Origin of the sequence: Streptomyces sp. HSW2009 (assembly GCF_040240285.1) — a bacterium.
GTDB lineage: Bacteria > Actinomycetota > Actinomycetes > Streptomycetales > Streptomycetaceae > Streptomyces.
Window position 1 is genome coordinate 1 of the sequence record NZ_JBEHZD010000573.1, and the last position, 4,661, is coordinate 4,661.

Genomic DNA, 4,661 nt, shown 5'->3' on the forward strand with positions numbered 1-4,661 from the left:
GGGGGGGGGGCCCGGGGGGGGGGCCGGCCGGCCGGGGGCCCCGCGCGGGGGGGGGCGCCGCCGGGGGGGGGGGGGGGGGCGGCGCGCCCGGTCAGTCGGTGGCCGCGGCGGCCTCCCGCACCCGCACCGCCCGACGCAGGTCGTCGAGTTCGTCGACGAGCCGCCGGCGCAGCGCCGGCGTCGGGTCGGCGTCGCGCAGACACTCGTCGCCGAGCCGCACCGTCTCGGCGTCCACCGCGTGGTGCGGGAAGCCGAAGCGGCCCACGGCCTGCGCGATGGCGGGGCCGCGGCGGGCGGCGACGGCGGTGGCGGCCGGGAAGTAGCGGGCCACGTAGCCGCTGAGCAGCTCGTGCTGCTCGGCCTGCCAGAACCCCTCGGCGGTCGCGGTGACCAGATAGGCGGACAGGTCGTCCTTGTCGAACAGCGCCGCCCAAGCCGCCTCCTTGGCCGCCGGGTCGGGCAGCGCCGCGCGGCAGCGGGCGGCGCCCTCCTGCCCGGTGGCGCTGGAGTCGCGGGCGAGCTCGGCCTCGATGTCGGCCGGCGTCACGGCGCCCAGCACGGCGCGGCGCAGCAGCAGCCGCCAGCGCAGCTCCTGGTCGAGCGCGGGCCCGCCGGGCACGGTGCCCGCGGTGAGCCAGCCGGCGAGCTCGTCGGCGTCGTCGGTGCTGTCGGCGAGGGTCTGCACGGCGGCCAGGCGAAGGCCGGGCGCCGAGCCGTCCGCGGTACGGAGCAGCAGGTCACGGCAGGTGTCGACGAGCGTGGCGAGGGCGGCGGCGCGCTGTTCGACGGGCAGGTAGCGGTCGGCGAGCTGGCTGCGGGCGAAGGCCAGCACGCCCTGCACGATGACGACGTCGCTCTCCTTCGGCAGGTGGGCGCGGAGCACGTCGAGGTAGCCGGTGGGCGCCAGCTTGCCATCGCGCACCAGGTCCCGGGCGGCGTTCCAGACGACGGCGCGGGAGAGCGGTTCGGGCAGCCCGGACAGGGCCGCGCCGATCGTCGCCCAGGACCGTTCGTCGAAGCCGATCTTGACGTAGCTGTAGTCGCCGTCGTTGACGAGTACGAGATCGGGGCGCGGGCCCTGCTCCTCGTGCACCTGCTCGGCGGCGTCGGCGTCCGCCGGGGACGCCGGCACGGTCCACTGGAGCGCCGGTCGCGGCACCAGCCGGCCGGTGGCCGGGTCGTGGTCGTAGCAGCCGATGGTGAGCTGGTGCGGCCGGCTGCCCTCGTGGACCAGGCGCAGCCGCCAGCCGTCGGCGCTCTCCTCGACCACCGGCGTGAGGGTGTCCACGCCGGTGGTGCGCAGCCAGGCGTCGGCCCACTCGGGCACCGGCCGGCCGGAGGCGCGGGCGAGGGCGTCGATGAAGTCGGCGAGCGTGGCGTTGCCGAACCGGTTCAGCGTGAAGTGGTCGTTGATGCCGGCGAGGAAGTCCCGCTCACCGAGGTAGGCGACGAGTTGGCGCAGCGCGGACGCGCCCTTGGCGTAGGAGATGCCGTCGAAGTTCAGCCGGGCGGCGGCCGTGTCGGGCACCCCGTCGGGCTCGGGCGCCACCGGGTGTGTGGAGGTCCGCTGGTCGGCGTCGTACCCCCAGCTCTTGCGGCGGACGCCGAAGTCGGCCCAGGTGTCGGTGTAGCGGGTGGCCTCGGTGAGGATCTGGAAGCCCATGTACTCGGCGAACGACTCGTTCAGCCAGATGTCGTCCCACCAGCGCATGGTGACCAGGTCGCCGAACCACATGTGGGCCATCTCGTGCGCGATGACCATGGCCCGGCTCTGCCGCTCGCCCTCGGTGACCGCGGAGCGGAAGATGAACTGGTCGCGGAAGGTGACCAGGCCCGGGTTCTCCATGGCGCCGGAGTTGAACTCGGGCACGAACGCCTGGTCGTAGGAGTCGAAGGGGTACGGCTCGTCGAAGATCTCGTGGTACCGGTCGAAGCAGCGCCGGGTGATGTCGAAGAGCTCCTCGGCGTCAGCGTCCAACTGGGCCCCGAGGGAGCGGCGTACGTGCAGGCCGAACGGGAGCCCGGCGTGCTGGGTGCGCACCGAGTGCCAGGGGCCGGCGGCGAGCGCCATCAGATAGGTGCTGATGGGCTGGGTGGGCGCGAGCTGCCAACGGCCGTCGGCGGCGTCGCCGACCCGGGTCGCGATCCCGTTGCCGAGCACGGTCCACTCGGGCGGCGCGGTGACGCTGACCTCGAACACGGCCTTCAGGTCGGGCTGGTCGAAGCAGGCGAACACCTTGGGCGCGTCCGACATGCAGCACATGGTGTAGAGGTACGTCTCGCCGTCGGCGGGGTCGGTGAAGCGGTGCATGCCCTCGCCGGTGCGCGAGTACCGCATGTCGGCCTCGACCAGCAGTTCGTGCTCGCCCTCCGGGAGTCCGGTCAGCGGGAACCGGCCGTCGGCGTAGCGCGCGGTGTCGAGTTCGACGCCGTCGAGCGTGACCCGGTGCAGGGCGGCGGCCTCCAGCTCGACGAAGGTGTCGGTGCCCGCCTCACGCACGCACAGGCGCACGGACGTGGTCGAACCGAACACCTCGTCGCCCCGCGTCAGGTCGAGGTCGATGGTGTAGCGGCGGAGGCCGATGCGGGCGGCACGGGTCTGCGCTTCATCGCGCGTCAGTACGGACATGGGAGCCATGCTGCCCTACGGCCCGCGCGGCGTGCAGGCCGCGGGGGGTGTGCAAGACACCACTTCGTACGACCCGATCACCGACCGCGGTGGGGTGGGGACGGTCCGGCACCTACCCACTGCCGGGAGCCGGCGGCTGGCCGGGGTACTCGGCCTTGCTGGCTGACTTTGCGCAGATGGGAGGGGTGGGGTGGGGGTGGGTTTGGATGCGGGCTGGGGTGCGGGGTGAGGCGGGGGCTGGGGTGGGTGTTCGCGGCTCGGGGTGTCCGGGTGGGTGTGGGCTGGGTGCTGGGGTGGGTGCTGAGGTGGGTGTGTGGGCTTGGCGGTGGGTGTACGGGGGCCGGGGTGTCCGGGTGGGTGTGGGCGTGAGTGTGGGTGTGCGTCGGGCTGGGGTGGGTTGGGTGCCTCGTGTCCGGGGTGGGAGCGGGTCGTGTCGGGGGCGGGCCCGGGTGGCCGGGCGGGGCCGGGTCGCGGAGTGGGAGCGGGTCGTGTCGGGGGCCGGCCCGGATGGCCGGGCGGGGCCGGGTCGCGGAGTGGGAGTGGGTGGCAGGGTGGGGGCATGACGATCGTCGTAGCCTCCCCGTACGTCCCGCGGCCCGCCCGGGTCCGGCGACCGAGCAGCGCCCACCGCCCCGCACAGCCGGCGCAGCACCCTGCGATACGCCGGGCGGGTGCCCGATGAACCACCCAGGACCCGGTACGTCACCGGCTGCCGAGCCGGCCCCGTCGGGCACGGCGCCAGACGCTCGACCGGCGGGCACGGTGCCCACCGGGGAGACGGCGGCCGGTGCGTCGGCCACCGGGAAGACGGCCGGTGCGTCGAACGGGGCCGCTCCCCCATCCACCCCCGCCGAAGAGGCCGCGCGGCAGCGCGTGCTCGCTCGGATCGACGCGTACGCCGGGCGCCTGACGGAGCTGAGCCACGCCCTGCACGCCGACCCCGAACTCGCCTTCGCCGAGCACCGGGCGGCGGGGCGGCTGGCCGACCTGCTCGCGGAGGCCGGGTTCGCCGTGCAGCGCGGCGGCCACGACCTGCCGACCGCGGTCACCGCCTCGTACGGCACCGGGCCGCTGACGATCGGGGTGTGCGCCGAGTACGACGCGCTGCCCGGCCTCGGGCACGCCTGCGGGCACAACATGATCTGCGCGGCGAGCGCGGGCGCCGCGATCGGCCTTGCCGCCGTCGCCGATGAACTCGGCTTCGCGGTACGGCTGCTCGGGACGCCGGCCGAAGAACACGGCGGCGGCAAGGTGTTGCTGCTCGAACGCGGCGCCTTCGACGACGTGACGGTGGCGATGATGGCGCACCCCGGGCCGGCCGACGACGTCGACCCGCGCTCGTCCACCACCGCGGTGGCCCGCTTCGCGGTGACCTTCACCGGGCGCGCCGCGCACGCCGCGGCAGCGCCGCACCTGGGGATCAACGCCGCCGACGCGGCCGTCGTCGCCCAGGTCGCCGTCGGCCAGCTACGGCAGCAACTCCCGGACGGCTACCGGGTGTCGGGCATCGTCCGGCACGGCGGCGACCAGTCGAACATCATCCCCGAGCGCACCGTGCTCGACTGGGAGGTGCGCACCCCGACCGCGGAGGAACTGACCGAGTTGCGCCGGCGGGTGGCGAACTGCTTCCACGGCGCGGCCCTGGCCACCGGGTGCACGGTGACGATCGAGCCCACCCAGCCCGACTACCTGGACCTGTGCAACGACAGCTGGCTGATGGCGCGTTACGCGGACGGGCTGCGCGCCGCCGGCCGCGCCCCCGCCGAGCCCGCGGGCCCGCCGCGGCGCATCGGCGCGTCGACGGACATGGGGAACGTGACCCGGGCGCTGCCCGCGATCCATCCGCACCTGGGCATCGAGGGAGCCCAAGGCACCCCGCACACGCGGGAGTTCGCCGAGTGGACCGGCGGCGCCGCGGCCGATGCAGCCACCCTCGCGGCGGCCCGCGCCATGGCCTGGGCCGGGGTCGGGGAGGCCCCCGCCGCCCCGCGCCCCCGCCCCAAGCATGGGGGACGGGCCCCCGGGGGGCCCC

The 4,661-nt window shown here is 75.3% G+C and carries 2 protein-coding genes; one reads left to right on the plus strand and one right to left on the minus strand.

The features are described from left to right. Positions 1–91: 91 nt before the first annotated feature. A complete protein-coding gene (pepN, locus tag AAHZ94_RS28770; RefSeq protein WP_349996535.1) occupies positions 92–2,629 on the minus strand; it encodes an aminopeptidase N in 2,538 nt (845 codons plus the stop codon). A gap of 762 nt (positions 2,630–3,391) precedes the next feature. Between pepN and AAHZ94_RS28775 the strand changes: the two genes are divergently transcribed. Continuing rightward, on the plus strand, positions 3,392–4,661 hold a 1,270-nt coding region (locus AAHZ94_RS28775), incomplete at its 3' end, for an amidohydrolase (RefSeq protein WP_349996537.1).